Source organism: Bradyrhizobium sp. B117, from assembly GCF_038969555.1.
Taxonomy (GTDB): domain Bacteria; phylum Pseudomonadota; class Alphaproteobacteria; order Rhizobiales; family Xanthobacteraceae; genus Bradyrhizobium.
This window is the reverse complement of record NZ_CP152414.1, coordinates 2,261,369-2,284,210: the sequence shown is the minus strand read 5'-3', so window position 1 is coordinate 2,284,210 and position 22,842 is coordinate 2,261,369. Positions and strand designations below refer to the sequence as shown.

Below are 22,842 nucleotides of genomic sequence, written 5' to 3'. Positions count from 1 at the left end.
CTTCCGCAGCGCACAAACCTGACACGAAAGCCCAGATGGCCAACGCCTTCTTCTCCGACCTGCTTGCCACCATCTCCGAGCGCGGCCGCACGCTGCTGCGCCGCGATTCTGCCGATACCAAACAGGACGCCGACGGATTGATCGCGCTCTGCGGCGCGCTGCTGTCGGGCCGGGGCGAAGCCTCCGGCACCGCCATGGCGCGCGAGGTGCTCGATCTCTACAGGGATCTCGATGCGGCAGGACGCCGCGCCTTCTTCGAGGCTCTGGTGCGCGACTTCGGGCCGGACCGGGAACGCCTTTCCAAAGCCATCGAGAAGTGGCGCGCCAAGCCGAGCGACGAGGACGCGAGTTCACTGCATTTCGCCTCCGAGCCGCGGCGGCAGGAGCTGATCCGCCGCCTCAACCGCGCGCCCGGCGGCACCGGCGATCTCGTCGCCATGCGCGCCGACCTGCTCGGCATGATGAACGGGCACACCGACCTCGCCGCGCTCGATCGCGACGTCTCGCATCTTCTTTCTTCGTGGTTCAACAGGGGGTTTCTCGTGCTGCGCAGGATTGACTGGTCAACCCCGGCCAACATCCTCGAAAAGATCATCCGTTACGAAGCCGTGCACGAGATCTCCGACTGGGACGATCTGCGCCGCCGCATCGATCCGGTCGACCGGCGCTGCTACGCCTTCTTCCATCCCGCAATGGTCGACGAGCCCTTGATCTTCGTCGAGGTAGCGCTGACCGAGACCATCCCGGGCGCGATTCAACCCCTGCTCGCGGTCGACCGCCAGCATTTGCCGATCGAGCGCGCGCGCACCGCCGTGTTCTACTCGATCTCCAACACCCAGCGCGGCCTTGGCGGCATCTCGTTCGGCAGCTTCCTGATCAAGCAGGTGGTGGAAGAGCTGCGCCGCGAGACACCGAAGCTCGACACCTTCGTGACGCTGTCGCCGGTGCCGGGCTTCATGCAATGGATCAGGCAGGACAGGGACCTGCCGCTGTCGGACGAGGATCGCGAGCTCATAAAGCGCCTCGACGATCCCAAATGGTTCGAAAACCCCGAGACGACGACGCAGCTCCGCGCCTTGATCGAACCGCTCGCCGCGCATTATTTCCTGAAGGCGCGCACGCCGAAGGGCAAGCTGATCGATTCCGTCGCCCGCTTCCATCTCGGCAACGGCGCCCGGCTCGAACGCATCAACTGGCTCGGGGATCTCTCGCCCAAGGGCGTGCGCGAATCCGCCGGCGTGATGGTCAACTACCTCTACCGCCTCGACGACATCGAGAAGAACCACGAGGCCTACGCCAATGACGGCGAGGTCGTGGCGTCGAGCGCGGTGAAGAAGCTGCTCAAGGGCGAAGGGCGCAGGCTGCTGGACATGCGGCTGTCCTAACGACGCATGCGCCACGTCGTCATTGCGAGGAGCGTAGCGACGAAGCAATCCAGGCCGCCTCAATGGAAAGATTCTGGATTGCTTCGCTGCGCTCGCAATGACGGTGTGTGTAGCGACATCGCGCGCAACTCCGCACCACAATGCATCGCAGAGCGAGACCGCAGGTAAACGGCACAGCTCGCTCCATCGTCATTGCGAGGAGCTCTTGCGACGAAGCAATCCAGACTGCCTCAACAGAAAGATCCTGGATTGCTTCGCTGCGCTCGCAATGACGGAGTGCGTGGCGGCCGTCTCGGCGGTCTCCGCACTAGCGGTCAGATCAGCGTGTCGTACAGATCCGTCCAGTCCGGATTGACGCTCTCGATCAGGGCGAGCTTCTTTTCCCGGCTTCCGCCCTTGATCTGCTTCTCGCCCGCAATCGCGTCGGTCATGGTGGCGTGCAGCTCGTACCAGACGAGGAGCTTGCAGCCATACTTCGATGAGAAGCCCTTCACCAGGCCCTCGCGATGCTCGAACGAGCGGCGCGGCGGATTCGAGGTGACGCCAGTATAGATCGTTCCATTGCGACGATTGGCGAACATGTAGACGCAGGGTTGCTTCATGATTGCGCTCAATTGACGAGGGTGCACGATAGCACAATCAAGAGATGATCGCGAGCATCATCTGCAATTGAAGCGATAGAGACGCAACTCTCGCTACATCGTCATTGCGAGGAGCTCTTGCGACGAAGCAATCCAGACTGCCGCTGTGGAAAGACTCTGGATTGCTTCGCTTCGCTCGCAATGACGGAGTATGTAGCCACATTGCGCGCAATTCCGCACCACCACGCATCGCAGAGCGAGACCGAAGGTAAACGGCACAGCTCGCTCCACCGTCATTGCGAGGAGCTCTTGCGACGAAGCAATCCAGGCTGCGTCAACGGAAAGACTCTGGATTGCTTCGCTGCGCTCGCAATGACGGAGTGTGTGGTGCGGCCTTCGTGCCTCAAGCACTCGAGCGCCGCAGCCCCTCTACTCCGCCAGCGTCTTCATCTCCTTATAGAGATCGGACTTGCCTTCGAAGCCGATGCCCGGGAGATCGGGCATGGTGATGTGGCCGTTCTCGACGCGCACACCATCCGGGAAGCCGCCGTAGGGCTGGAACAGGTCGGGGTAGCTTTCGTTGCCGCCAAGGCCTAAGCCGGCGGCGATGTTGAGCGACATCTGGTGGCCGCCGTGCGGGATGCAGCGGCTGGGCGACCAGCCGTGGGTTTTCAGCACGTCGAGCGTGCGCTGGTATTCGCACAGGCCATAGGACAGCGCGCAGTCGAATTGCAGCCAGTCGCGGTCCGGGCGCATGCCGCCGTAGCGGATCAAATTGCGGGCGTCCTGGTGGCTGAAGAGATTCTCGCCTGTCGCCATCGGGCCCGGATAGAATTCGGCGAGCGCGGCCTGCAGCGCGTAGTCGAGGGGATCGCCGACTTCCTCGTACCAGAACAGGGGATAGTCGCGCAGCATCTTGGCGTAGGCGATGCCGGTTTCCAGATTGAAGCGGCCGTTGGCATCGACCGCGAGCTGCGCGTCCTTGCCGATCTCCTTCAGCACCGCCTCGATGCGGGTGCGGTCTTCTTCGATCGGCGCGCCGCCGATCTTCACCTTCACGACGTTGTAGCCGCGATCGAGATAGCCGCGCATCTCGCCGCGCAGCATCGAGAGGTCCTTGCCGGGATAATAATAGCCGCCTGCGGCGTAGACGAACACGCGCGGATTGGCGGTCGCGCCGTGACGTTCGGCGAGCAAACGAAACAGCGGCTTGCCCGCGATCTTCGCCACCGCATCCCACACCGCCATGTCGATGGTGCCGACCGCGACCGAGCGCTCGCCATGGCCGCCCGGCTTCTCGTTGGTCATCATCGCGCCCCAGACCTTGTCGGGGTCGAGATTGTCGCCGGCCGTGTTCAGCAGCGACTTCGGATCGGCTTCGAGGATGCGCGAGGCAAAACGCTCGCGGATCAGGCCGCCCTGCCCGTAGCGGCCGTTGGAGTTGAAGCCGTAGCCGACGACGCGCTTGCCGTCACGCACGACGTCGGTGACGACCGCGACGAGGCTGGTCGTCATCTTGGTGAAGTCGATATAGGCGTTGCGGATCGGGGAGGAGATCGGTTTTGTGATCTCGCGGACGTCGACTATGCGGACGGACATGGGGGTGTGGCTTTCAGTGGTTGTTTTCGTCATTGCGAGCGCAGCGAAGCAATCCAGAGTGTCACTGCGGAAAGATTCTGGATTGCTTCGTCGCAAGGGCTCCTCGCAATGACGAGGAGAGAGCGCAGCGCGCTTACTTCTTATCCCTGAAATACGGCTCCACGGGCCCATGCACCTTGATGGTCAGCGGGTTGCCGTAGCGGTCCTTGGCGTTCCCGGCGGTGACGCGGACCCAGCCTTCGCTGATGCAGTACTCCTCGACATTGGTCTTCTCGATGCCCTTGAAGCGGATGCCGACGTCGCGCGCCAGAATGTCCGCGTTGTAATAGGGGCTGTTCGGATCGACCGACAGGCGGTCGGGAAATTCGTCGCTCATGATTGTCTCGCTCACAACAGTGTTTCGATTTGATTGCGCAGCCCTTCAGGCCGTGCGGTCGGCGCATAGCGCGCGATCACCTTGCCGGCACGGTCCACCAGGAATTTGGTGAAATTCCATTTGATGGAGGCCCCCAACAGGCCGGATTGCTGGCGTTTCAGGTACTCGTACAACGGATGCGCCTTCGGCCCGTTGACGTCGATCTTCTCGAACAGCGGAAAGGTGACGTCGTAATGGGTCGAGCAGAACGCCTGGATCTCGCTCGCCTGCCCCGGCTCCTGCGCGCCGAACTGGTTGCAGGGAAAGCCGAGCACGGAGAAGCCGCGCGGCGAGAGATCGCGGTGCAGATCCTCGAGGCCGCGATATTGCGGCGTGAAACCGCATTTGCTCGCGGTGTTGACGATCAGCAGCACCTGCCCTTCGAAGCGGCGCATCGGCACCTCTTCGCCGGCGAGCGAATTGGCCTTGAAGTCGTAAATCGCCGACATCGCTAACCCACGGGATCAATAGGCGACGGCGGCACGCCGCCCGCCTCGATCGCTTCGCCTGCAAGGAGACAGAGGTCCTCGCGATAGCGGCCGGAGACGACATGCACGCCGACCGGAGCCTTGCCGACGAGGCCGGTGGAGACCACGAGCCCCGGCAGGCCCATGAAGGGAATCGCGATCTGCGGCAGCTGCGCTTCCCAGACCCGCTTGAAGGAGGCGTCGTCCTTGCGGTCGAGATGATCGGGGAATGGCAGCTCGCCGGAGACCGGCGTCAGCAGCACCGCATATTTCTCGAAAAACTGCATCCAGTCGCGGGTCAGCGTGGCTCTTCGGGTCAGCGCCTTGGCGTAATTGGCCTGGTCCATCGGCGTGACCCTGGCGCGGTTGCCGCGAAGGCACGCCAGCGCGCCGGGATCGCCCTCGCGCTCGGCCATTTCCAGCTGCGCCTCATAGCCGTCGCCGAGCCAGAGCTTTATTTGCCACTCGACCGCCTCACGCATCGGCGGGGTGTCCTCGATCACGTCCACGGTCCAGCCGGCACGCTCCAGGCGCTTGCCGGCATCGCTCACCGCCGCCTTCACCTCCGGCGCGGTCGCAAGACCGTTCGGGTTGAGGCAGAGCGCGGCGCGCTTGGGCCTTGCGGGGCCTTCCAGCGGCACCGGCACGAACCAGGGGTCGCGGATGTCGCGGGCCGACATCGCTTCGAGCGAGATGCGCAAATCGTTGACGGTGCGCGCCAGCGGGCCCGAGACCGCCATGATCTGCGGGCCGATCGGCCGCTCCGGCAGCGCCGGGTTGAAGGCGGGGATGCGGCCCAAGGTCGGGCGCAGGCCGTGCACGCCGCAGGCATAGGCGGGGTAGCGGATCGAGCCGGCGATGTCGGTGCCGTGGGCGATGTGGCCGATGCCGGCCGCGACCGCCGAGCCGGCGCCGCCGGACGAGCCGCCCGGGGTCAGCGACGCATCGCGCGGATTCTTGGTGTCGCCATGGACCAGGTTGGTGGTGAACCAGCGATAGGAGAAGGCGGGGCAGTTGGTGCGGCCAAGCAGAATGGCGCCCGATTTGCGGAAATTGGCGACCACCGGATTGTCCTCGCGCGCGATCAGGTCGCGCTGGAGTTTGAGGCCGTTGGTGGTGGCAAAGCCTTCCTGGTCGACATTGGCCTTGATGGTAACAGGGACGCCGGCGAGCACGCCGGGGTCCTCCCCGCGGGCGATGGCGGCATCGACGGCGTCGGCCTGCTTGAGCACGTCCTCGGGACGGTGGTCGATCACGGCGTTGAGCTGGGGATTGACCGCGTCCAGGCGGGCGAGGCCGGCCTTGGCCGCCTCTTTAGCGGATACCTTCTTGGACCTGACGAGGGCGGCGAGGTCGGCGGCCGACAGGCGCCAGAGATCTTGCATGGGTTGCTCCGTGTAACCGGCGTCTTTTAACGCCGGGAACGCGGCAAAGCCATGCGGATTTCGCAGGGAAACCCCGGTCATTGCGAGCGTAGCGAAGCAATCCAGAGTGCCTCCTCGGGGGCAGTCTGGATTGCTTCGTCGCAAGGGCTCCTCGCAATGACGTGGAGAGAGCGGGGGTCGGCTAGTGCCGCGTCGCCGACTGGTCCGGCATGTCCAGCAGGGCCTCGGTGAAGGGAAACTCCAGCACGATCTCGCCGTCGTCGTCGGTGACCTCGATGACGGCCTCGAGCAGCGCCGGCTGGGCCCCCTCGGATTTCACCACTTCCAGGATCATCTGGCGGGCGACCTCCCAGGCGCGATCGGGGTTGCGCAGGTCCTCTCCGTCGGGATCCACGATCAGTTCGTCGCCGATGCGGGTGTTGAAGAAGTATTTGGGCATCACGAGGTCCACTTGGGTCGCCTGTACCGGATTGAAAGCTGCGGTGCGCTCACAACTGCTTTATCAGGACAGGGTTCACGACCGAATGCGCCAAGCGCAAGGCAGCGTCACCGGAAGTGATGTTCCATTACCATTTTTCGCGGCGCAACATACGCGCGCTCGGGAAAATTTCACTGGCGAACTTTTGCGCCCGCATTACTTTAACCCACGGGCGGACACGTCCGAATTCGCGAAATGGAGAGCCAAAATGGCCTGGAAAGCCCCGAAGATCGTCGAAGTGCCCTGCGGCATGGAAATCAACATGTATGTGAGCGCCACCCGCAAGTAAGCGGTTGGTGCGTTTGCGTTCTGCGCAGGTGGATCTTTCGGTCACGATCGGTTTCCGAATGACGGAAACCGTGTCGGCCTGAGATCCACTTCGCGAATTTGCCTCCAGGAGACGGATCATGCTTCGCGTCGTCGTCCTGGGCGCCGGGGCCGGCGGCGGAGTCCCGCAATGGAATTGCGGCTGCGAGGGCTGCCGGGCCGCCCGCGCGCACGGGCATGACCTCCAGAGAACCCAGGCCTCGGTCGCCTTCAGCGGCGATGGCGAGCACTGGTTCCTGATCAACGCCTCCCCCGATCTTCGCCAGCAATTGAATGCCACGCCGCAGCTGCATCCGAGGCCCGGCGCGCTGCGCCATACGCCTGTCGCAGGCGTGATCCTGACCAATGGCGAAGTGGACGCGGTGGCCGGCCTGCTGTCGATGCGCGAGGGCTCGCCCTTCACGGTCTATGCGCACGAGAAGGTGCTGGCGATCCTTGCCAGCAACAACATCTTCAACGTGCTGAACGAGAAGAACGTCAAGCGCCTGCCGATCGGAATCGGCGAGCCGTTCGAGCCGCGGCTGACCGATGGCACGCGCTCCGGACTGGAGGTGCTGCCGTTCGCCGTGCCGGGCAAGTCGGCCTGGTATCTCGAAGGCAAGGCGCATCCAGGCGGCGAGACCGGTGACGGCGACACGCTCGGCCTGAAGATCACCGACAAGTCGACCGGCAAATGTTTCTACTTCATCGCCGCCTGCGCCGAGGTGACCGACGCGCTCAAGGCCGAGATCGACGGCGCTTCGCTGGTGTTCTTCGACGGCACGGTCTGGCAGGACGACGAGATGATCAAGGCCGGGCTCGGCCACAAGACCGGCAAGAGCATGGGCCATGTCGCGATGTCCGGTCACGACGGCGCGATCGCGCGGCTGGCCGATCTCACTATCGACAGGAAGATGTTTCTGCATATCAATAACTCGAATCCGGCGTTGCTGCCCGGCTCAAGCGAGCGCAAGACTGCCGAAGAGGCGGGCTGGCAGATACCCGCGGATGGAACGGAGATCGTGCTGTGAATGCCGCGTCCATGACTGGAATGACCGCGCTCTCGATCGGCAAGGACATCCGCCTCAACTCGGCGGAGGAGCTTGAGGCGACGCTGCGCCATATCGGCGCGACGCGCTATCACAGCCTGCATCCGTTCCATAAGCTGCTGCATGGCGGCAAGCTGAACAAGGGCCAGGTGCAGGCCTGGGCGCTGAACCGCTACTATTACCAGAGCACGATCCCGATCAAGGACGCGGTGGTGATCTCGCGCTTCCGCGACCGCGCCACGCGCCTCGAATGGCGCCATCGCATCGAGGACCATGACGGCGATGTCGGCAGCGAGGGCGGCATCGAGCGCTGGCTGAAGCTGACGGAGGGTCTCGGCCTCGATACGGCCTATGTGGAATCGACCGAAGGCATCTTGCCGGCAACGCGCTTTGCGGTGGAAGCTTACGTCCACTACTGCCGCGAGAAGAGCCCGCTGGAGGCGATCGCCTCGTCACTCACCGAGCTGTTCGCGCCGAACCTGCACGAGGAACGCATCTCCGGCATGCTGGAGCATTACGACTTCGTCAATCCTGATATCATGAGCTACTTCAAGCGTCGCCTGGCGCAGGCGCCGCGCGATGCCGGCTTCGCGCTCGACTATGTCAAGGCGCATGCCACGACGCCGGAGCAGCGCGCGCTTGTGTGCAATGCGCTGATCTTCAAGACCAACGTGCTATGGGTGCAGCTCGATGCACTCCAGCACGCCTATGTCGAGGGTCACATTCCGCCGGGCGCCTTCGTGCCCAAAGCGAGCTGAGGAACAAGATCAATGGCCGGGCCGCGGAACATCAGCGTCAGCGAGGCAAGCCGCCCCGTGCTGCCGCGGCATGCCAAGCTGAAATATGACGAGACGCGCAAGGTCTGGGTGATCCTGGCACCGGAACGCGTGCTGGCGCCGGACGAGATCGCGGTCGAGGTTTTGCAGCTCTGCAACGGCGAGCGCAATGTCGGCGACGTCGCCGATCAGTTAGCTGCGAAATACGCAGCACCGCGCGAGGCGATTCTCACCGATGTCATCGCGATGCTGCAGGATCTCGCCGACAAGGGCTTCCTCACCGAGGCCCGGGAGAAGACGTCATGACCGACGTGCTCGGCAATCCCGCCGTCCCGCCCGAGACCAGCGACAGCCTCGCGGTGCTGGAGAGGCAGCGCTCGACGGCTGAGACCTTTGGCATCCCGCTCGCGGTGCTGCTCGAGATCACCCATCGCTGCCCGCTGCAATGCCCCTATTGCTCCAACCCGGTCGAGCTCGATCGCTCGGGCAAGGAGCTGACCACGGACGAGTGGAAGAAGGTCTTGAGCGAACTCGCCGAGATCGGCGTGCTGCAGGTGCATTTCTCCGGCGGCGAGCCGACGGCCCGGAAAGATCTCGTCGAGCTGGTCAAGCACGCCAGCGATGCCGGCCTCTACACCAACCTCATCACCTCGGCCGTGCTGTTGACGCGCGAGCGGCTCAGCGACCTTGCCGATGCGGGCCTCTGCCATGTGCAGATCAGCTTCCAGAGCATCGAGGAAGGCCTCGCCGATCGCGTCGCCGGCTACAAAGGCGGGCACCGCAAGAAGCTCGAGGTCGCAAGGTGGACGCGCGAGCTCGATCTGCCGCTCACCGTCAACGCGGTGATGCATCGCCAGAACCTGCACCAGCTCCCCGACATCATCCAGATGTCGCTCGATCTCGACGCCGACCGGCTCGAGGTCGCCAATGTGCAATATTACGGCTGGGCGCTGAAGAACCGCGCCGCCTTGATGCCGACAGTTGCGCAGCTCGAGGAGTGCACCCGCCTCGTCGAGGAGGCGCGCGAGCAACACAAAGGCCGGCTGACCATCGACTACGTCGTGCCGGACTATTACGCGCTGCGGCCGAAGAAGTGCATGGGCGGCTGGGGCCGGCAGTTCTTCAACATTTCGCCCGCCGGCAAGGTGCTGCCCTGCCACGCCGCCGAGAGCATCACCGGGCTCGACTTCGAATCCGTCCGCTCCAACCATTCGGTCGCCTGGATCTGGCAGAACTCCGACGCCTTCAACCGCTATCGCGGCACCGGCTGGATGAAGGAGCCGTGCAAGTCCTGCGAATTCCGCGAGATCGATTTCGGCGGCTGCCGCTGCCAGGCCTTTGCGCTGACGGGCGATGCCGCCAACACCGATCCGGCCTGTGCGCTGTCGCCGCTGCACGAGACCATCTTCAAGCAGGCCGAGCGCGAGGCCGAGGGCGAGACCAACCGCTTCCTCTACCGCAATTTCGCCGGGGGCACTCTGGAATCCGAGAATGGTGCCTGACGCCGACGCGGCCGTATCCGCCAAACGCGCCGATCCCTTTGCGCCACTGACCTCCGACATGCTCGACGTCGGCGACGGCTTTGAGCTCTATGTCGAGAGCGTCGGCCGCTCCGACGGCATCCCCGCGATCTATCTGCATGGCGGCCCCGGCAGCGGCTGCCAGCCCGATCATCGCAAGCTGTTCGATCCCGAGCGCTTCTGCGCCGTGCTGTTCGACCAGCGCGGCTGCGGCCGCAGCCGTCCCAAGGGATCGCGCGAGCACAACACGACGGCGCATCTCGTCGCGGACATGGAGAAGATCCGCGAGAAATTCGGCTTCGAACGCTGGATGCTGGTCGGCGGCTCCTGGGGGGCTACATTGGCGCTGGCCTATGCAGAGGCGCATCCCGAGCGCGTCTCTGGCATCGCGCTGCGCGCGACGTTCCTCGGCACGCGGGCCGAGGTCGAGACGGCCTTCACCTCGCGCCTGTCGCAATTCTATCCCGCGCTCTCGGAGGATTTTCTGGGCGTGCTGCCGCCCGAGGAGCGCAGCCATCCGGTGGACGCCTATTGGCGCCGCATCCTCGATGCCGATCCGGCGGTGCATGGGCCGGCGGCGCGGGCCTGGCACGACACCGAGCGCACACTATCCGAGCACAAGCCGGCCAAGACACGGCTGGACCTCGCCTCGCTCAACGTCTGGCGCACCCTGCCGGCGACGCCGTTCATGGAAGCGCATTATTTCGTCAACAATTCCTTCATGAGCGAAGACCAGCTGTTGCGCAGCGCCGGAAAGCTCGCAGGCATTCCCGGCATCATCGTCCAGGGACGCTACGACCTGTTGTGCCCGCCCGAGACGTCTCATGCGCTCGCGAAAGTCTGGCCCGGTTCCGAGATTCGGATCGTGGAAGAAGCCGGCCATTCGCTCTATGATGCCGGCGTGAGGGACGCGGTCATGAGGGCGATCGCAGACGTCGCGTCGAAAATCTCGCGCTAGAGATCTAGACCCTCATCCTGAGAAGCGCGCCGTTTGCGCGCGTCTCGAAGGATGAAGGCCGAGCTGTAGCAGCGGGGGCCTTTCATGGTTCACCCGGCGATGCGCAGCATCGTCCGGACGCTCACCATGAGGGGAAGCATGGGAAGGACAACAAGAAAATGCCACTCGCCGGGAAGGGGATGCTGCTGACGTCGATGAACATCGACGCCGCCGATGAGGCCGACTTCAACCGCTGGTACGATCGCGAGCACCTGGAAGAGCGCGTCGCGATCGAGGGTTTCCTGGAGGCGCGGCGCTATGTCGCGCATGCCGCCAATCCCAAATATCTCTGCCTGTACTCGACCGCCACGCTCGACGTGCTCGACAGCCCCGCCTACCAGGCGCGGCTCGCAAGCCCGACCGACTGGTCGCGGCAGACCATGGCGCGCTTCAAGGACATGCTGCGTGTGGTCGCGCGCATCACCATCAGCAACGGCACGGGGCGCGGGGTTGCGCTCGGCGTGGTGCGGCTGCGGCCGAGCGCCGACAATGCCGGGGCGTGGCGTGATGCACTGCAAGAAAGGCTGGCGCCGGAAACGCGCGATGGCATCATCTCGATGCATCTGCTCGAAAGCGAGCCCGAATTGTCGGGCGCGACGGCGGGAATTCCGGCGGCGCGCAACGACGGCGCGCGCGACTGGTTCGTGCTGATCGACGGCACGCATGTCGGAGCGGTCTCAGCCGTGATCGCCGAGCGCTTCACCGGCCCTGCCGCATCGCCCTTCCCGCTGCCGGTCTCCGTCGGCACTTACTGCCTGATGTGGGACCTCGCGAACAGCGACATCGCACGCGGCTGACGCGCACACACGCACTGCAACATATTGCACCGCACGCATGTCGCGCGCAGCGCGGAATGCTGTGCGCGCGCAGCTCCCATGAAAGCGGGGAAGCGCGCAAATTTGCCGTTGTACTTCGGACCGGTTCTAATAAGCTAACCCAATGACGTCATTCAGAAACCAGATCGACGCGCGTTAAGCGTTCGCCAAGCTCAAGAAGAGGCCGCCGGGTCCTTTGAGCCTGCGCGGACAGGGTAGGAATGAAACCGACCGATATCGCGGCCCCCGACTACTTTCACAAAGTGGTCGATTGCCAGTGGGCCTGTCCTGCGCACACCCCGGTTCCCGAATACATCCGACTGATCGCACAAGGCCGCTACAGCGACGCCTACATGATCAATTGGCAATCGAACGTGTTTCCCGGCATCCTGGGACGCACCTGCGATCGTCCATGCGAGCCGGCGTGCCGGCGCGGACGCGTCGAGGAAAATCCCGTCGCGATCTGCCGCCTCAAGCGCGTTGCCGCCGACTTCAAGGACGACATCAAGCAGCGCCTGCCGAAGCCCACGCCGAAGAACGGCAAGCGGATCGCGCTGGTCGGCGGCGGCCCGGCCTCGCTGACCGTGGCGCGCGATCTCGCGCCACTCGGCTATCACTGCACGGTGTTCGATGCCGATCCGGAAGCCGGCGGCATGATGCGCACGCAGATCCCGAAATTCCGCCTGCCCAATTCCGTCATCGACGAAGAGACCGGCTATATCCTGGGTCTCGGCGTCGAGTTCAAGGGCGGTCACCGCATCGAGAGCATGAAGGCGCTGCTCGCCGAGAAGTACGACGCGATCTTCGTCGGCTCCGGCGCCCCGCGCGGCCGCGAGCTCGACATCCCCGGCCGGAAAGAGGCCGCCGCCAACATCCACATCGGCATCGAATGGCTGGCCAATGTGTCGTTCGGCCATACCGACAAGATCGGCAAACGCGTCATCGTGCTCGGCGGCGGCAACACCGCAATGGATTGCTGCCGCACCGCGCGCCGGCTCGGCGGCGAGAAAGTCACGGTGGTCGTGCGTTCCGGCTTCGAGGAGATGAAGGCCTCGCCCTGGGAGAAGGAAGACGCGATCCACGAGGACATCCCGATCCTCAACTACATGGTGCCGGTGGCATTCAAGCATGTCGCCGGCAAGCTCATCGGCGTCACCTTCCAACACGTCAAAGCCGAATATGACGCAAAAGGCCGTCGCAATCTGGTGCCTTCGGGCGATCCCGATCAGACCATTCCCTGCGACGACGTGCTGGTCGCGGTCGGCCAGGAGAACGCCTTCCCCTGGGTCGAGCAGGATTGCGGCATCGAGTTCGACAAATGGCACATGCCGAAGGTCGATCAGAAGACGTTCGCCTCGACCAATCCGAAGGTCTTCTTCGGCGGCGACGCCGCGTTCGGGCCCAAGAACATCATCTGGGCGGTGGCGCACGGCCATGACGCCGCTTTGTCGATCCACAAGATGCTGTCGGGCGAGGACATCACCGAAAGGCCGCTGCCGGAGGTGCAGGTCTCCTCACAGAAAATGGGCATCCACGAATGGAGCTATGACAACGACATCTCCAACGACAAGCGCTTCAAGGTGCCGCATCGCGACAAGGTCGTCGCGCTGAAGGACATCCGCGCCGAGGTCGAGCTCGGCTACGACGTCAAGCTGGCGCTGGGCGAAGCCGAGCGCTGCCTGAACTGCGACGTGCAGACCGTGTTCTCGACCTCGCTCTGCATCGAATGCGATGCCTGCGCCGACATCTGCCCAATGGATTGCATCACCTTCACTGATAATGGCGAGGAGAGCGACCTGCGCCAGCGCCTGAAGGCGCCCTCGCCGCACGCGGACCAGGACCTCTACGTCTCCTCCGATCTCAAGACCGGGCGCGTGATGGTGAAGGACGAGGACGTCTGCCTGCATTGCGGGCTGTGCGCCGAGCGTTGCCCCACCGGCGCCTGGGACATGCAGAAATATTTCATCGAGATGACTTACGCAGGATCATCATGCCCGACAAAAAGCCGATCAGCAGCGTAAACGACTTCGTCGTCCGCTTCGCCAACGTCAACGGCTCGGGCTCGGCCAGCGCCAACGAGATGTTCGCGCGCGCGATCCTGCGCCATGGCGTGCCGGTCTCCCCGCGCAACATCTTCCCCTCCAACATCCAGGGCCTGCCGACCTGGTACGAGGTGCGGGTGACGGAAGACGGCCATCTCGGCGCCCGCGGCGGCGTCGACTTGATGGTGGCGATGAACCCGCAGACCTGGGACAAGGACGTCGCCGGCATCGAGCCGGGCGGCTACCTGTTCTACGATTCCACCAAGCCGATGCCGTCGACCAAATTCCGCGACGACATCACCGTGATCGGCGTGCCGCTCACCGCGATCACCAACTCGACCTATACCGATCCGCGCCAGCGCCAGCTGTTCAAGAACATCATCTATCTCGGCAGCCTCTCGGCGTTGCTCGACATGGACCCGAAGCTGATCGAGCAGCTGATCGGCGAGCAGTACAAAGGCAAGGAGAAGCTGCTCTCCTCCAACGTCCATGCGCTGCATCTCGGCCGCGACTGGGCGCTGCAGAATTTGAAATGCCCGATTGGGCTACGCGTGAAGAAGTCGGACAAGGTCGGCGACCGCATCTTCATCGAGGGCAACAGCGCTGCCGCGCTCGGCGCCGTCTATGGCGGCGCCACGGTCTGCGCGTGGTATCCGATCACGCCGTCCTCGTCGGTGGCGGAAGCCTTCACCGCCCATTGCAAGAAGTACCGGCACGACCCCGAGACCGGCAAGGCGAAATACGCCATCGTGCAGGGCGAGGACGAGCTGGCCTCGATCGGCATCGTCATCGGCGCGTCCTGGAACGGCGCCCGCGCCTTCACCGCGACCTCGGGCCCCGGCATCTCGCTGATGACCGAGTTTATCGGCCTCTCCTACTTCGCCGAGATCCCGGCGGTGATCATGAACATCCAGCGCGCCGGGCCCTCGACGGGCATGCCGACCCGCACCCAGCAATGCGACATCATCGCCTGCGCCTATGCTTCGCACGGCGACACCAAGCATGTGCTGCTGTTTCCGGAAGATCCCGCCGAGGCTTTCGAGTTCGCTGCCGCCGCATTCGATCTCGCCGAGCGGCTTCAGACCACGATCTTCCTGATGCTCGATCTCGACATCGGGATGAACCACCGGCTCTGCCGGCCGCTGAAGTGGGACGATGCAAGGCAATACGACCGCGGCAAGGTGATGACCACGGAGATGCTGGAGGAAGGCCGCGACTTCGGCCGCTACCTCGACGTCGACGGCGACGGCATCCCCTACCGCACCTATCCCGGCACGCATCCGACCAAGGGCTCCTACTTCACCCGCGGCACCTCGCGCGACCGCTATGCGCGCTATTCCGAGGAAGGCCCTGTTTATGCCGACAACATGCAGCGCCTGGTGCGCAAGTTCGAGACCGCGCAGGACCTGGTGCCGCGGCCGCTTCAGGCCAATGCGGAACGGCCGACCAAATATGGCGTGATCTATTTCGGCTCGACCTCGCCCGCGATGGACGAGGCGATCGGCCTTTTGGAGGCGCGCGGACATCAGCTCGACCGCCTGCGCATCCGAGCCTTCCCGTTCCACTCCAGCGTCGCGAGCTTCCTCGCCGAGCACGACTTCGTCTATGTCGTCGAGCAAAACCGCGACAGCCAGCTGCGCCAGCTCATCGTCAACGAGAACGGCATCGACCCGGTGCGGCTCGTGCCCATCGTGCATTACGACGGCACCCCAATCACTGCCCGTTTCATCGCAAAAGCCATTGGCGACCACCAGGATCACCTCAAGGTGACCCCGCTCCGCAAGGCCGTGTCATGATGGCAAACTGTATCCACATCGTCATTGCGAGCGCAGCGAAGCAATCCAGAATCTCTCCGCGGAGCAATTTCTGGATTGCTTCGTCGCAAGGGCTCCTCGCAATGACGCCGTGGATACAACGGGGCTTATTCCACCACTTTCGCCGATAGAAGACGTCGGGGCATAGAGAAACGGTCATGACCTATATTGCCAAGCCAAAGTTTCATCATCCCGGACTGAAGAAGAACGAGCTCGGCTACACGCATCGCGATTACGAAGGCAAAATCTCGACGCTGTGCGCCGGCTGCGGTCATGACTCGATCACGGCCTCGATCATCGAGGCCTGCTACGAGCTCTCGATCGAGCCGCATCGGGTGGCGAAGATTTCCGGCATCGGCTGCTCGTCGAAGACGCCGGACTATTTCCTCGGCAATTCGCACGGCTTCAACTCCGTGCACGGCCGCATGCCCAGCGTGCTCACCGGCGCCAACCTCGCCAACCGCGACCTGATCTATCTCGGCGTCTCCGGCGATGGCGATTCCGCTTCGATCGGCTTCGGCCAGTTCGCGCATTCGATCCGGCGCGGCGTCAACATGACCTATATCGTCGAGAACAACGGCGTCTACGGCCTCACAAAGGGCCAGTTCTCAGCCACCGCCGACCGCGGCTCGAAGAGCAAGAAGGGCGTCACCAACACCGACAACGCCATCGACCTCGTCGCGATCGCGCTGCAGTTAGGGGCGACCTTCGTCGCGCGCTCGTTCTCCGGCGACAAGGCCCAGCTGGTGCCGCTGATCGCGGCTGCGATCCGCCACAAGGGCGCGTCCTTCATCGACGTCATCAGCCCCTGCATCGCATTCAACAACCATGCCGGCTCGACCAAGAGCTTCGACTATGTCCGCGAGCACAATGACGCCGTGAACCGGCTCGACGTGCTGGTCGGCCGCGATCCCATTGCGGTCGACTACGCACCGGGCACGGTTCAGATGGTCGAGCAGCATGACGGCAGCAAGATCGCGCTGCGCAAGATCGATGCCGAATATGATCCGCACGACAGGCTCGGCGCCCAGACCTTCCTCGCGAAGCACGCCGCCAAGGGCCAGATCGTCACCGGGCTTCTCTATGTCGATCCCGACGCGGAAGATCTGCACGAGCATCTCAACACGGTCGAGACGCCGCTCAACACGCTGGAAGCGGATGCGCTGTGCCCAGGCTCGGCGGTGCTGGACAAGATCAACGCCAGCCTGCGGTGATTACTTGCCGGAAACAGGCTGCCGGACACGTATCGTGATCTTGTCCGATACGACCGGCGGTTCGAACGGATAGTGCTTCGCATCGCCCAACACCAATTGCAGCGTGTGCGTGCCGGGCGGAAGTTCGAGCATGGTTTCGGTCTGCCCCGCGCCGAAATGCAAATGCGACTTGTCCTGCGGGATCGGCTCCTTGGGGTCGATGGGGTCGTTGACGTCGACCAGCAGGTGGTGATGACCCGCGTTCTGGTAGTCGTCGCCGGCATGCGTCACGCCCATGTTGCGCAAGCCGAACCGGACCCAAAATCCACTACGAACCTTCTGCCCGTCGCGCGGCGTGATGAAATAGACCTTGGCATCCTTAGGCGCGGTCTTGCCCTGCGCGTACGCCGCACCCGGGTGCAATGCGATCGCAGCCGCAAGTGCGACACAGGACATGATCTTCATCAAATCTACTCCGGCAATCACGGACTGAGCGCGACACGGAATCCGTGCGTTGGGTAACGGACATTGGTGTCGTAACCATCGCGGTTTGACGGCCGCACATATCTTGAATCGTTCTTCCAGGAGCCCGAGCGCAGGACATGCGAGGCGCAGTCACCGCCGGTCCATGCCGAGCCGTCGCCGGGCGCGCCCTGATAGCTTCTGTGCCAGCAATCCTCGACCCACTGGTCGATGGCGCCGCCCATGTCGTACAGCCCGAACGGATTGGCCTTGAAGCTGCCGACCTTCGCCGGCTGCTCGGCTGCAAGATCACCGCAATCCTTGCACCCGGCCATGCCCGGCTGGAGCTTGTCACCCCACCAATACTTGCCCTGCGTTCCGCCGCGCGCCGCATATTCCCATTCGGCTTCGCTCGGAAGCCGGTACGGCTTCTTCGCCGCCTGGGAGAGATAGGCCACATATTGCTGCGCATCGGTCCAGCTCACATTGCTGACCGGCGCATCGTCCTTGCCCACGGCCGTGAAGGCGCACGCCTTCGCGGCGGCGCATTCGTTCCACTGCTGCACGGTCACCGGATATTTGCCGATCGAAAACGGCTTGACCGTGACCTGGTGGACCGGACGTTCGGTCGGATCATCATTGCTTCCCATGGCGAAGCTGCCGCCGCGAATGGCGATCATCTCGGGTTCACGGACGGGTATCGCCGATGGGCTGGGTACCGGCGAGGGCGGCGGAGGTGCCGAAGCCAAGGTGGGAGACGGCTCCGGCGTTTGCGTCGCCGCTTCGCGTGGAGCGGGCTGCGGGCTTGGAGATGCGGCCGGCGCGACGGTCGGTGCGACGGTCGGCGCGGCGGTCGGTGCGGCGGTCGGTGCGGCGGCCTGCTCGTTCCGCCTGCCAGCCGGCTGTGACAGCAGATACCAAAGTACGCCGGCGGCGATGATCAGCACGCTGATCCCGAGGAAAAAGATCAAGGCGTTCTCGCGCCGGCTTCGCGTTCTGCCGACCGCGTCTGCGTCCGGCAGCACGCGGTAGACTCGCACCGGATCGGTGATGTTCTTGACCTTGCGATCGCCGAGCGATTCATAGCCGCACACCACCTTGTGCTTGATCTGCTCGTAAATCGCACCCGAGATGTAGACCTGGCCCGGCTCGGCAATGCCTTCGATGCGCGTGGCGATGTTGACGCCGTCGCCATAGATGTCGTCCGGCTCGACGATGACATCACCAAGATTGACGCCGATCCGGTATTCGATCCGGGAATGCTTCGGCTGCGAAGTGTTGCGGCCGACGAGATTTTGCTGGATGACGATGCTGCATCGAACAGCCTCGACGGGACTATCGAAAATCGCAATGAAGCCGTCGCCGGTCGTCTTCACCAGGCTTCCATGATGCTCGACGATGCTGGGCATGATGAGATCCCGCTCGATCCGCTTGACGCGGGCGTGCGTGCCCTCCTCGTCAGCCTGCATCAAGCGGCTGTAGGACGCGATATCGCCGACAATGATCGCAGCGAGTCGCCGAGGCAGCGCCCCGCTCGGAGGCGGCTCCCCTCGATTGCCGGATCTGAAGTCGCGAATTTCTCCCATCGCGGGGACTCCACACACTACAAGAGGCGGCCCCACCCTAAGACTGCCGAAAGCAATCGTCTGTGAACGCTATCACATTGACGAATTTGGACAATGTCGAAGGCGCGCGGCATCGAGTTCCCCTCGGAGTGAAGGCCCGAGCTCGATTGAACCTTCCCAGCCTGAGGTTCGACTAAGGCCGTGCATGGAACCACGCGGCCTCGCTCCGCTCTGCGCGCGAATGCGAGCTGAGCGCGTCACGCGTGCGGCGACTGCCACCGCGCAGTGTTCGTGAAAGAAGGCGACAAGGTCCGCCTTGGCTGCGGACCGGACTAGCTGACTGGCTCGGGCTCGACAGGCGCGCGGCCGGAATAAGCGAGGCGGCCGGCCTTCCAGTATTGCTTGCAGGTCTCGAGCAGCGTTTCGCCGTCCATGGTCAGGCCGCTCGGATTGATCAGCACGCCCTCGGCGCCGATCGCTTGGTTCATCATCGAGATGATGCGCTTGAGAAAGCCGACGTCGAAGCGGTCGGCGACAAGGGGATCAAGCTTGAGGACCACGATCTTCTGGTTGCGGAATTGCCAGACCGATATGTCCCGCACCGATCTCCAGGCGATGGTGTCGTCGGCGATCCTGGTGTCGCGAATGCCGACGCGGGTGATGAAGACGACCGGCGCCCTGGCGAAGAGCAGCGTCCAGAGCGTCCGCAAGGTGACAAAGCCGAACAACGCGAGGCCGACATAGCAGACCGTGATCTGGAACGGCGTGAGGGTCTTGATCTGAAACCAGTTGAGTGCGATCGCGGCACACACGAGCGTCATCAGCACGCCGGCGGCCAATATCTTCAGCAGCCGCGCCAGGGAATGGCCGATCGCAAGATTGGGCAAGTTCTGACTTACGGACATTTTTGACCGCCACCAGCCTTTGCAACAATCCGGGGTTTATCAGCGCCCCTCCTTCCAGATTATTAAGACTGGAACCTTGCGCGAGGCTCCCCGCGCGGAAGAGGCCCCGAAACCGCTTGAACGCGCCCCGCGTCGCCCGCGACTAACCGCCGACCGGCCCCTCTCTTCCTGCGGGCCACGGCCCACGCGTCTGGTGCGATCATGAAGCTTGCCCTCGTCCTTCCGCTTGTCCTTGCCGCCTTGGCCGGCGCCGCCCGGGCCGAGGAGGCTGACGACATCCGCGAGGCGAGCAAGGCCGAGGCCGAAAGCTTCAACGCGCGCATCTATGCAGGCGCCCCCGGCAACAAGGCCTACGCGTGCTTCGTCCGCCGCTACGATGCCGAGCATCTGGCGCGGCATCCGAAGCAGAAGGTCGCCACGATGAAGCTGCTGGTCTCGGCCGAGTTGGACAAGGAGGACAAGGAGCTGCACAACTCCTTCCGTCTCGGCTTCCGCTACCGCCATCGCAGCGGCGATTTCGATTCCAGCGGCGACTGCCACCACGTCGTGTTCGTGAAAGATGGCAACGAGGTCCGCCTCGGCTGCGGCGTCGACTGCGAGGGCGGCGGCATCGGCGTCGCACTGTCGAAGGACGATAGATCGGCCGTCGTGCGCCTCGCGCGGGTCAGGGTCTGGCTGCACAACAAGCCGGACGACGAGGCCGAGCGATCTCTGGAGGCCGGGGCCGACGACGGGATTTTCCGCCTCGACCGCACCGACACCAGCGAATGCGCCTCGCTGGTGACCGACCGCAAGGAACTCGCCGCGCTGCGCCACAAGTGATATTTGCCCGGCGAAATCAGGCCTAGTCGAAAGAAATCACCATGAACCGCCGGAACATGTTGTGGAGCGCCGTCTCGGCTTTGGGCGCAGCGCTCGGCACCTCGCGAGCACAGGCAGCGACCGAGCCCCCACCGGCGAACAAGCTCAAGGTCGTCTATCACCTCAGCGACGCCGAGAAAGTCAATTTCGTGCTCGGCAACATCCGGAACCATATCGATGGCGTCGGCGGCCCCGAGCACGTGACGATCGCGCTGGTGATCCACGGTCCCGCGCTGAAACCGTTTCACGCGGCGCAGGCCAATCCCGACGTCAGCAAGCGCGTCGGTGAATTCTCCAAGGACGGCGTCGAGCTTGCCGCCTGCGCCAACACGATGAAGGCGCAGAACGTGACGCTCACGGAGCTGTTGCCCGGGTTCGTTATCGCGGAGAAGGGCGGCGTGGTTCGTTTGGCCGAGCTGCAATCGCAGGGGTATCTCTACCTGCGGCCTTGAGCACTTCGGCCGCCGCGAAATCGGTGCGCCCCCTCCCTCGCCTGGGGGGGAGAGTTGGGGAGAGGTGTCTCCACGCAGGGACAATCCCCAAGAGGAAAGAGCCCTCACCCGGCGCGCGGGACGATGCTTCGCATCGCCCGGAACGCGCCGACCTCTCCCGCAAGCGGGAGAGGTAAGAGAAGCCTGCGGCGCCCTCCCCCAACCCATGTCCATCGCGCTTGACTTACCCATAACTCTACGGTTATGAGTCAATCCATAACCTCCGAGTTATGGATTTCGCATGTCCGCTGCCCACGACCTCCTGTTCAGGACGCTCGCCGATCCGACCCGGCGGGCGATCTTCGAGCGGCTGTGCCGCGAGGGCGAGCAGACGGTCGGGGCACTGACGGCGCGATCCGGCGTTTCCCAGCCGGCGGTCTCGAAACATCTGGGCGCGCTGAAGCAGGCGGGCCTGGTGCGTGACCGCCATGAGGGACGCCAGACCCATTACAGCGCGCAGCCCGGCGCGCTCAATCCGCTGATCGACTGGACCAGCCAGATGGCCTCCTTCTGGCAGAACCGGCTCGATGCGCTGGATGATTTGCTGAAGAGGATGGACCAATGACCGAACAATTGACCGAGAAGCGCTCAGTGGTCGTCGAGCGCGAATTTGCCGCCCCAGTGGAGCGTCTCTGGCGCGCGCTGACGCAGCCGCATCTGATCGAGGAATGGCTGATGAAGAACGATTTCAAGCCGACGGTCGGTCACAGATTCAATCTGCGCGGCGAATGGGGCGGCGTGCTGGACTGCGAGGTGCTCACCATCGAGCCGCAGAAGACGCTCGCCTACACCTGGAATTTCTCGCATGAGGACGCCGCGTTCGATCTGAAAAGCATCGTGACCTTCACGCTGACGCCGATGGGCGCCGGCACGCACTTACGCGTCGAGCAGGCGGGCTTCAGCCCGACGCAGAAGCAGGCTTTCGGCGGCGCACATGCCGGCTGGAAGCAGTTTTTCAACAAGCTCGACGAGTTGCTGGCGCGGGCCGGCTAGCTCCGTCGCTGCTCTTCATCCGATCAACTCAAGGGAGGTTTCATTGAACGGGAATAAATGGGTTCGGCAGATCCATCGCTGGCTGTCGATGGCTTTCACGATCGCGGTGATCGCGAACATTGTTGCCCTGACCATGCAGATTCAGGCCACGTGGATCGGACTGATGGCATTCGTCCCGCTGATTCCCCTGCTCGCGACCGGGCTATATCTGTTCGCGCTGCCATATGTCAGCCGCAGCAACGCGTGAACGAGGCGAGATGATGAAGAAAGCCGTGCCCGCAAAGAAAAGCAGCACGAAGGACGTGGATGGAGCGTCGCCCGCGAAGCTCATCGACGGCAGGATCAAGGAGCTCGGCGACTGGCGCGGCGAGATGCTGGGACGCATCCGCGGCCTGATCAAAGAGGCCGATCCTGAGGTCGTCGAGGAATGGAAATGGCGCGGCGTGCCGGTGTGGGAGCATGACGGCATCATCTGTACCGGCGAGAGCTACAAGGAAGTGGTGAAGCTGACCTTTGCCAAGGGCGCGGCGCTGGATGACCCGGCCGGCCTGTTCAACTCCAGCCTCGACGGCAACGTGCGGCGCGCGATCGATATTCGCGAGGGCGAAAAAATCAACGAGAAGGCGTTCAAGGCGCTGATCCGCGCGGCCGTGGAGCTGAATGCGGCGAAGAAGAAGGTGGCGAAGAAGCGATAAAGGGCGATGTGAGTTCGGCCGACGGCGCCGCTCACCTTCTTCGGAGCG

26 protein-coding genes are annotated in these 22,842 nt (G+C 63.8%); 17 read left to right on the top strand and 9 right to left on the bottom strand.

Annotated elements, in window-relative coordinates; translation table 11 throughout:
• Positions 1-35 precede the first annotated feature (35 nt).
• Complete coding sequence (locus AAFG16_RS11140; RefSeq protein WP_342739134.1) at positions 36-1,385, top strand: malonyl-CoA decarboxylase; 1,350 nt, start codon at positions 36-38, stop codon at positions 1,383-1,385.
• Between the two features lie 314 nt (positions 1,386-1,699).
• On the opposite strand, the gene AAFG16_RS11135 is transcribed toward AAFG16_RS11140, so the two are convergent.
• The 6 genes from AAFG16_RS11135 to AAFG16_RS11110 form a co-directional block, all read right to left on the bottom strand.
• Positions 1,700-1,987, bottom strand: a complete 288-nt coding sequence (locus tag AAFG16_RS11135) for a GIY-YIG nuclease family protein (RefSeq protein WP_283084580.1) — start codon at positions 1,985-1,987, stop codon at positions 1,700-1,702.
• Positions 1,988-2,395: 408 nt separating this feature from the next.
• Positions 2,396-3,565 carry a D(-)-tartrate dehydratase gene (gene tarD, locus AAFG16_RS11130; protein ID WP_342739133.1) on the bottom strand — a complete coding sequence of 390 codons (1,170 nt, stop codon included), beginning with the start codon at positions 3,563-3,565 and terminating at the stop codon, positions 2,396-2,398.
• A 133-nt stretch (positions 3,566-3,698) separates the two neighbouring features.
• Complete coding sequence (locus AAFG16_RS11125) at positions 3,699-3,941, bottom strand: DUF3297 family protein (RefSeq protein ID WP_035730878.1); 243 nt, start codon at positions 3,939-3,941, stop codon at positions 3,699-3,701.
• Between the two features lie 11 nt (positions 3,942-3,952).
• Positions 3,953-4,429 carry a glutathione peroxidase gene (locus tag AAFG16_RS11120; RefSeq protein WP_342739132.1) on the bottom strand — a complete coding sequence of 159 codons (477 nt, stop codon included), beginning with the start codon at positions 4,427-4,429 and terminating at the stop codon, positions 3,953-3,955.
• A 2-nt stretch (positions 4,430-4,431) separates the two neighbouring features.
• Positions 4,432-5,832, bottom strand: a complete 1,401-nt coding sequence (locus AAFG16_RS11115) for an amidase family protein (RefSeq protein WP_342739131.1) — start codon at positions 5,830-5,832, stop codon at positions 4,432-4,434.
• A 181-nt stretch (positions 5,833-6,013) separates the two neighbouring features.
• A complete protein-coding gene (locus AAFG16_RS11110) occupies positions 6,014-6,271 on the bottom strand; it encodes a hypothetical protein (RefSeq protein WP_027560770.1) in 258 nt (85 codons plus the stop codon).
• Positions 6,272-6,518: 247 nt separating this feature from the next.
• Here AAFG16_RS11110 and pqqA point away from each other — a divergent pair, with 247 nt between their 5' ends.
• The 10 genes from pqqA (at position 6,519) to AAFG16_RS11060 (ending at position 16,843) form a co-directional block, all read left to right on the top strand.
• Complete coding sequence (pqqA, locus tag AAFG16_RS11105; RefSeq protein WP_007595659.1) at positions 6,519-6,599, top strand: pyrroloquinoline quinone precursor peptide PqqA; 81 nt, start codon at positions 6,519-6,521, stop codon at positions 6,597-6,599.
• Positions 6,600-6,717: 118 nt separating this feature from the next.
• Positions 6,718-7,647 carry a pyrroloquinoline quinone biosynthesis protein PqqB gene (pqqB, locus tag AAFG16_RS11100; protein WP_342739130.1) on the top strand — a complete coding sequence of 310 codons (930 nt, stop codon included), beginning with the start codon at positions 6,718-6,720 and terminating at the stop codon, positions 7,645-7,647.
• Positions 7,644-8,423, top strand: coding sequence for a pyrroloquinoline-quinone synthase PqqC (gene pqqC, locus AAFG16_RS11095; protein WP_283084575.1), 780 nt, complete (start codon positions 7,644-7,646; stop codon positions 8,421-8,423). The genes pqqB and pqqC overlap by 4 nt, the downstream gene beginning before the upstream one ends.
• A gap of 12 nt (positions 8,424-8,435) precedes the next feature.
• Positions 8,436-8,747 carry a pyrroloquinoline quinone biosynthesis peptide chaperone PqqD gene (pqqD, locus tag AAFG16_RS11090; protein ID WP_283084574.1) on the top strand — a complete coding sequence of 104 codons (312 nt, stop codon included), beginning with the start codon at positions 8,436-8,438 and terminating at the stop codon, positions 8,745-8,747.
• Positions 8,744-9,943: a pyrroloquinoline quinone biosynthesis protein PqqE gene (pqqE, locus tag AAFG16_RS11085; RefSeq protein WP_342739129.1), complete on the top strand. Its 1,200-nt coding sequence runs from the start codon at positions 8,744-8,746 to the stop codon at positions 9,941-9,943. Before pqqD ends, pqqE begins: the two co-directional genes overlap by 4 nt.
• Complete coding sequence (pip, locus tag AAFG16_RS11080; protein ID WP_342739128.1) at positions 9,933-10,919, top strand: prolyl aminopeptidase; 987 nt, start codon at positions 9,933-9,935, stop codon at positions 10,917-10,919. Before pqqE ends, pip begins: the two co-directional genes overlap by 11 nt.
• Before the next feature lie 158 nt (positions 10,920-11,077).
• A complete protein-coding gene (locus AAFG16_RS11075; protein ID WP_342739127.1) occupies positions 11,078-11,755 on the top strand; it encodes a hypothetical protein in 678 nt (225 codons plus the stop codon).
• A gap of 239 nt (positions 11,756-11,994) precedes the next feature.
• Entirely contained in the window at positions 11,995-13,794 is a 1,800-nt protein-coding gene (locus tag AAFG16_RS11070) for an FAD-dependent oxidoreductase (protein ID WP_342739126.1), read from the top strand.
• Positions 13,764-15,611: a 2-oxoacid:acceptor oxidoreductase subunit alpha gene (locus AAFG16_RS11065; protein ID WP_342739125.1), complete on the top strand. Its 1,848-nt coding sequence runs from the start codon at positions 13,764-13,766 to the stop codon at positions 15,609-15,611. Before AAFG16_RS11070 ends, AAFG16_RS11065 begins: the two co-directional genes overlap by 31 nt.
• Positions 15,612-15,787: 176 nt before the next feature.
• The gene (locus tag AAFG16_RS11060; RefSeq protein WP_342739124.1) at positions 15,788-16,843 is read left to right on the top strand and encodes a 2-oxoacid:ferredoxin oxidoreductase subunit beta; all 1,056 of its coding nucleotides are present in this window, start codon (positions 15,788-15,790) and stop codon (positions 16,841-16,843) included.
• On the opposite strand, the gene AAFG16_RS11055 is transcribed toward AAFG16_RS11060, so the two are convergent.
• The 3 genes from AAFG16_RS11055 to AAFG16_RS11045 form a co-directional block, all read right to left on the bottom strand.
• Positions 16,844-17,287: a DUF4399 domain-containing protein gene (locus tag AAFG16_RS11055; protein WP_342739123.1), complete on the bottom strand. Its 444-nt coding sequence runs from the start codon at positions 17,285-17,287 to the stop codon at positions 16,844-16,846.
• A 17-nt stretch (positions 17,288-17,304) separates the two neighbouring features.
• A complete protein-coding gene (locus AAFG16_RS11050) occupies positions 17,305-18,870 on the bottom strand; it encodes an SUMF1/EgtB/PvdO family nonheme iron enzyme (protein ID WP_342739122.1) in 1,566 nt (521 codons plus the stop codon).
• A gap of 311 nt (positions 18,871-19,181) precedes the next feature.
• Positions 19,182-19,754 (bottom strand): STM3941 family protein, encoded by a 573-nt coding sequence (locus AAFG16_RS11045; protein ID WP_342739121.1) that lies wholly within the window; start codon positions 19,752-19,754, stop codon positions 19,182-19,184.
• A gap of 201 nt (positions 19,755-19,955) precedes the next feature.
• Here AAFG16_RS11045 and AAFG16_RS11040 point away from each other — a divergent pair, with 201 nt between their 5' ends.
• The 6 genes from AAFG16_RS11040 to AAFG16_RS11015 all read left to right on the top strand — a co-directional run bounded on the left by AAFG16_RS11040 (position 19,956) and on the right by AAFG16_RS11015 (position 22,794).
• Positions 19,956-20,576 carry a hypothetical protein gene (locus AAFG16_RS11040; RefSeq protein ID WP_342739120.1) on the top strand — a complete coding sequence of 207 codons (621 nt, stop codon included), beginning with the start codon at positions 19,956-19,958 and terminating at the stop codon, positions 20,574-20,576.
• Positions 20,577-20,617: 41 nt separating this feature from the next.
• A complete protein-coding gene (locus AAFG16_RS11035; RefSeq protein ID WP_342739119.1) occupies positions 20,618-21,067 on the top strand; it encodes a DsrE family protein in 450 nt (149 codons plus the stop codon).
• A gap of 280 nt (positions 21,068-21,347) precedes the next feature.
• The gene (locus AAFG16_RS11030) at positions 21,348-21,671 is read left to right on the top strand and encodes a metalloregulator ArsR/SmtB family transcription factor (protein WP_027560785.1); all 324 of its coding nucleotides are present in this window, start codon (positions 21,348-21,350) and stop codon (positions 21,669-21,671) included.
• The gene (locus tag AAFG16_RS11025; protein WP_342739118.1) at positions 21,668-22,099 is read left to right on the top strand and encodes an SRPBCC domain-containing protein; all 432 of its coding nucleotides are present in this window, start codon (positions 21,668-21,670) and stop codon (positions 22,097-22,099) included. The genes AAFG16_RS11030 and AAFG16_RS11025 overlap by 4 nt, the downstream gene beginning before the upstream one ends.
• Positions 22,100-22,142: 43 nt before the next feature.
• Positions 22,143-22,346 (top strand): hypothetical protein, encoded by a 204-nt coding sequence (locus AAFG16_RS11020; RefSeq protein ID WP_283084561.1) that lies wholly within the window; start codon positions 22,143-22,145, stop codon positions 22,344-22,346.
• A 13-nt stretch (positions 22,347-22,359) separates the two neighbouring features.
• A complete protein-coding gene (locus tag AAFG16_RS11015; RefSeq protein ID WP_342740889.1) occupies positions 22,360-22,794 on the top strand; it encodes a DUF1801 domain-containing protein in 435 nt (144 codons plus the stop codon).
• Positions 22,795-22,842 lie beyond the last annotated feature (48 nt).

Excerpts from the sequence above, each read along its gene's own strand:
- AAFG16_RS11140 (WP_342739134.1), top strand. The coding sequence starts at position 36 with ATGGCCAACGCCTTCTTCTCCGACCTGCTTGCCACCATCTCCGAGCGC.
- AAFG16_RS11135 (WP_283084580.1), bottom strand. The coding sequence starts at position 1,987 with ATGAAGCAACCCTGCGTCTACATGTTCGCCAATCGTCGCAATGGAACG.
- tarD (WP_342739133.1), bottom strand. The coding sequence starts at position 3,565 with ATGTCCGTCCGCATAGTCGACGTCCGCGAGATCACAAAACCGATCTCC.
- AAFG16_RS11125 (WP_035730878.1), bottom strand. The coding sequence starts at position 3,941 with ATGAGCGACGAATTTCCCGACCGCCTGTCGGTCGATCCGAACAGCCCC.
- AAFG16_RS11120 (WP_342739132.1), bottom strand. The coding sequence starts at position 4,429 with ATGTCGGCGATTTACGACTTCAAGGCCAATTCGCTCGCCGGCGAAGAG.
- AAFG16_RS11115 (WP_342739131.1), bottom strand. The coding sequence starts at position 5,832 with ATGCAAGATCTCTGGCGCCTGTCGGCCGCCGACCTCGCCGCCCTCGTC.
- AAFG16_RS11110 (WP_027560770.1), bottom strand. The coding sequence starts at position 6,271 with ATGCCCAAATACTTCTTCAACACCCGCATCGGCGACGAACTGATCGTG.
- pqqA (WP_007595659.1), top strand. The coding sequence starts at position 6,519 with ATGGCCTGGAAAGCCCCGAAGATCGTCGAAGTGCCCTGCGGCATGGAA.
- pqqB (WP_342739130.1), top strand. The coding sequence starts at position 6,718 with ATGCTTCGCGTCGTCGTCCTGGGCGCCGGGGCCGGCGGCGGAGTCCCG.
- pqqD (WP_283084574.1), top strand. The coding sequence starts at position 8,436 with ATGGCCGGGCCGCGGAACATCAGCGTCAGCGAGGCAAGCCGCCCCGTG.
- pqqE (WP_342739129.1), top strand. The coding sequence starts at position 8,744 with ATGACCGACGTGCTCGGCAATCCCGCCGTCCCGCCCGAGACCAGCGAC.
- pip (WP_342739128.1), top strand. The coding sequence starts at position 9,933 with ATGGTGCCTGACGCCGACGCGGCCGTATCCGCCAAACGCGCCGATCCC.
- AAFG16_RS11075 (WP_342739127.1), top strand. The coding sequence starts at position 11,078 with ATGCCACTCGCCGGGAAGGGGATGCTGCTGACGTCGATGAACATCGAC.
- AAFG16_RS11070 (WP_342739126.1), top strand. The coding sequence starts at position 11,995 with ATGAAACCGACCGATATCGCGGCCCCCGACTACTTTCACAAAGTGGTC.
- AAFG16_RS11065 (WP_342739125.1), top strand. The coding sequence starts at position 13,764 with ATGCCCGACAAAAAGCCGATCAGCAGCGTAAACGACTTCGTCGTCCGC.
- AAFG16_RS11060 (WP_342739124.1), top strand. The coding sequence starts at position 15,788 with ATGACCTATATTGCCAAGCCAAAGTTTCATCATCCCGGACTGAAGAAG.
- AAFG16_RS11055 (WP_342739123.1), bottom strand. The coding sequence starts at position 17,287 with ATGAAGATCATGTCCTGTGTCGCACTTGCGGCTGCGATCGCATTGCAC.
- AAFG16_RS11050 (WP_342739122.1), bottom strand. The coding sequence starts at position 18,870 with ATGGGAGAAATTCGCGACTTCAGATCCGGCAATCGAGGGGAGCCGCCT.
- AAFG16_RS11045 (WP_342739121.1), bottom strand. The coding sequence starts at position 19,754 with ATGTCCGTAAGTCAGAACTTGCCCAATCTTGCGATCGGCCATTCCCTG.
- AAFG16_RS11040 (WP_342739120.1), top strand. The coding sequence starts at position 19,956 with ATGAAGCTTGCCCTCGTCCTTCCGCTTGTCCTTGCCGCCTTGGCCGGC.
- AAFG16_RS11035 (WP_342739119.1), top strand. The coding sequence starts at position 20,618 with ATGAACCGCCGGAACATGTTGTGGAGCGCCGTCTCGGCTTTGGGCGCA.
- AAFG16_RS11030 (WP_027560785.1), top strand. The coding sequence starts at position 21,348 with ATGTCCGCTGCCCACGACCTCCTGTTCAGGACGCTCGCCGATCCGACC.
- AAFG16_RS11025 (WP_342739118.1), top strand. The coding sequence starts at position 21,668 with ATGACCGAACAATTGACCGAGAAGCGCTCAGTGGTCGTCGAGCGCGAA.
- AAFG16_RS11015 (WP_342740889.1), top strand. The coding sequence starts at position 22,360 with ATGAAGAAAGCCGTGCCCGCAAAGAAAAGCAGCACGAAGGACGTGGAT.